Genomic DNA, 2,597 nt, shown 5'->3' with positions numbered 1-2,597 from the left:
TAGCAGCACCTGTATTGTTCACAGCCTTCAAGGAATTTCAAGAATCTCAGCAAATCACAGCATTTTTCTCTCACCAGAGACATAAAAGAGCGCTAGCTGAGGATGCGATCGCCGCTCTCGAATTTCAGATGAAGATCAATGTATATGGATTGATCTACATGGCTCAGGCGTTTGCCCCAGTACTCAAAGCCAATGGAGGTGGTGTTTTTGCCCAAATCAATTCTGTTGCTTCGCTCAAGGGTTTCCCCGACTCTGCCACTTACTGTGCCTCAAAAGCTGCGGCCTATTCAATCACCCAGGCATTACGAGAACTATTGAGTGAGCAGGGTACGCTAGTGCTAAGTGTTCACCCTGGCCCGATTGCCACGGATATGGGCGATGCGGCAGGAATGAGTGAGGTTGCACAGCCACCAACACTTGTGGCAGACGGGATAATAAAAGCTCTCAAAGCTGGGGATTTTCATGTCTTTCCTGACTCGATAGCTAAACAAATGGGCGATGCTTATAAAAGCTTTGCCCAAAATGTCATTGAGGTGTCATCAAGTTAACTACAGGGCAGGGTAATGCTCTAGACAAGGAAACCTGGGTATTAAACGGCAAGCCCAAACTCTTCTCGATTGTACAGATTCACTACTCCTCCTAATCCACCAACACCCCATCTACAATCGCAATCCCCCACTGCGGAAACTTCACCAATAACTTCTTGATCACAATCTGCAAAGCCGGATCATCATTCCAACACTCCTGCAAAAAGTCAAACCCCGGATTCTGCCCCGAATTCGTCACAACGCAAGAGTTTCTGCATACGCTCCGGTCGAATCTGCGACCTCGCTACAATTGCCTCATACGACCATTTTTCAGGATTTGGCACGGGCGGCGCGGAACTTTCACCCTCATGAACTACTTTGATCTCTACATCCGAAACTGAATTTTCAGCCATTGAGTCAGCAGAGAAGCAATCGCACCTGGTCAGATATCCCTATTCTGTCACTCTCGGAAAACAATAATCGAAGCAAGATTATGAAACTTTGATTGAGCCAAGCTTTGAACCTTTATTTTCTAACAGTAACTAAAATTTATAGCCAAAACTCAGAAATTAAAGCCTTGAAAGGCTTTCAGCTATTGGGTTCTCCCAAACTGACAAAACAGGGATATATGCCATATCTCTGCATACCGGACAACACAGTCAGTCACAGCCCAAATACCTAAGTCACTTGAAGTTCTTGTCCAAGCTACTTCTTGGCGGGAGCAATGCTCAAAGCAAAATTGAATTAATCGCCAATAAATCTTCTGTGAATTTGCAACCATCATTAACTTGTGCTGTTGTTGATAAAAGCTAAGAAAAACTCACAATAACATTACACAGCTACCTCAATAGCAAGATTTACTATGGGAAAACTAGACACAAGGTAGACAATTACAAGTTTTGTTGATGAAAGTAACTTTCTTAAGTTTAATCGGTGCAATCTACATATCTGCTATTTGCAACAGTAGTGTTCAGGCACAAATCACACCCGATGGCACTCTCAACACTACTGTATCTGGAAGTAGTAATTATACCATCACAAATGGCTCTCGTGTTGGCAATAATTTATTTCATAGCTTCAGCCAATTTTCCATTCCTACCAATGGTTCTGCATCATTTGACAATGCTACCGATATTCAAAATATTTTTAGTCGTGTGACTGGCGGTAATGTTTCCAACATTAATGGTTCTATCAGCGCTAATGGTAATGCCAATTTATTTTTACTCAACCCCGCAGGCATTATTTTTGGTGCCAATGCCAGTTTAAATATTGGTGGTTCATTTGTCGGCACAACTGCTAATAGCATCAAATTTGCTGATGGATTTGAGTTTAGTGCAGTTAATCCCCAAAATCCGCCATTATTAACTGTCAGTGTACCTATAGGATTGCAAATGGGAAGTAATCCAGGTGCGATTGCATTTAATGGTTCTGGTTATGGTTTTGAGCGATTGAGTAATTCCGTTCTGCGTGCGACTAGTGAATCTAACTTACAAGTAAAGCCAGGAAAAACTCTGACTTTATTAGGTAGCAATATTTCGATGGTGGGTAGTCGAATTTCCACTAGTTCTGGAAATATCGAACTTGCAAGTGTCAAAGAAGGTGCGATCGACTTGCAGTCCACATCAGAAGGATGGCAACTTGGTTATGAAAAGGTATCAAAATTTGGAGATATAAAATTAGACCAAGCAATTATTGATGCTTTAGCTCCTGGTGGTGGTTCGATTCGCTTACAAGGAGGAAATATATCCTTACATAATGGCTCCAAGGTGATTATTCAAAACCTTGGACTCAAACCATCTGGTGGTATTAGTATTAATGCAGTTGAATCCCTAGAAGTAAGCGGTCTACATCCAAACCTGAATGAGTATAGTGATATTCATACCGAAAGCCTAGTTGGTTTAACTGGGGATATTAATATTTCAACCCAACGCTTGAAATTATCAGGATGACAAGGCATTTCCAGTAGGGCGATAAATACTGGAGTTTAGACTAAGCCATGCAAAATGACCCAGCAGGGCTGAGTTAATCAGAGACTTAGCAAAAGTATGAATAATCTTAGGTATTAAACAG

3 protein-coding genes are annotated in these 2,597 nt (G+C 41.7%); 2 read left to right on the top strand and 1 reads right to left on the bottom strand.

Going from position 1 to position 2,597, the window contains the following annotated elements; all coding sequences use genetic code 11:
* Nucleotides 1–548 (top strand): SDR family NAD(P)-dependent oxidoreductase (locus tag V7K69_RS27880; RefSeq protein WP_335040487.1); only part of this gene is annotated, 548 nt, incomplete at its 5' end.
* A 91-nt stretch (nt 549–639) separates the two neighbouring features.
* Here the strand turns inward: V7K69_RS27880 and V7K69_RS27875 are convergent.
* A complete protein-coding gene (locus tag V7K69_RS27875; RefSeq protein WP_335040485.1) occupies nt 640–786 on the bottom strand; it encodes a hypothetical protein in 147 nt (48 codons plus the stop codon).
* Nucleotides 787–1,432: 646 nt separating this feature from the next.
* On the opposite strand from V7K69_RS27875, the gene V7K69_RS27865 reads away from it, so the two are divergent.
* Nucleotides 1,433–2,476 carry a filamentous hemagglutinin N-terminal domain-containing protein gene (locus V7K69_RS27865; protein ID WP_335040483.1) on the top strand — a complete coding sequence of 348 codons (1,044 nt, stop codon included), beginning with the start codon at nt 1,433–1,435 and terminating at the stop codon, nt 2,474–2,476.
* Nucleotides 2,477–2,597 lie beyond the last annotated feature (121 nt).

It is taken from the genome of Nostoc sp. (assembly GCF_036917775.1).
GTDB lineage: Bacteria > Cyanobacteriota > Cyanobacteriia > Cyanobacteriales > Nostocaceae > Nostoc.
Note: the sequence above shows the minus strand (reverse complement) of the source record. Positions and strands in the feature narration are given on the sequence as shown.

Excerpts from the sequence above, each read along its gene's own strand:
- V7K69_RS27865 (WP_335040483.1), top strand. The coding sequence starts at position 1,433 with ATGAAAGTAACTTTCTTAAGTTTAATCGGTGCAATCTACATATCTGCT.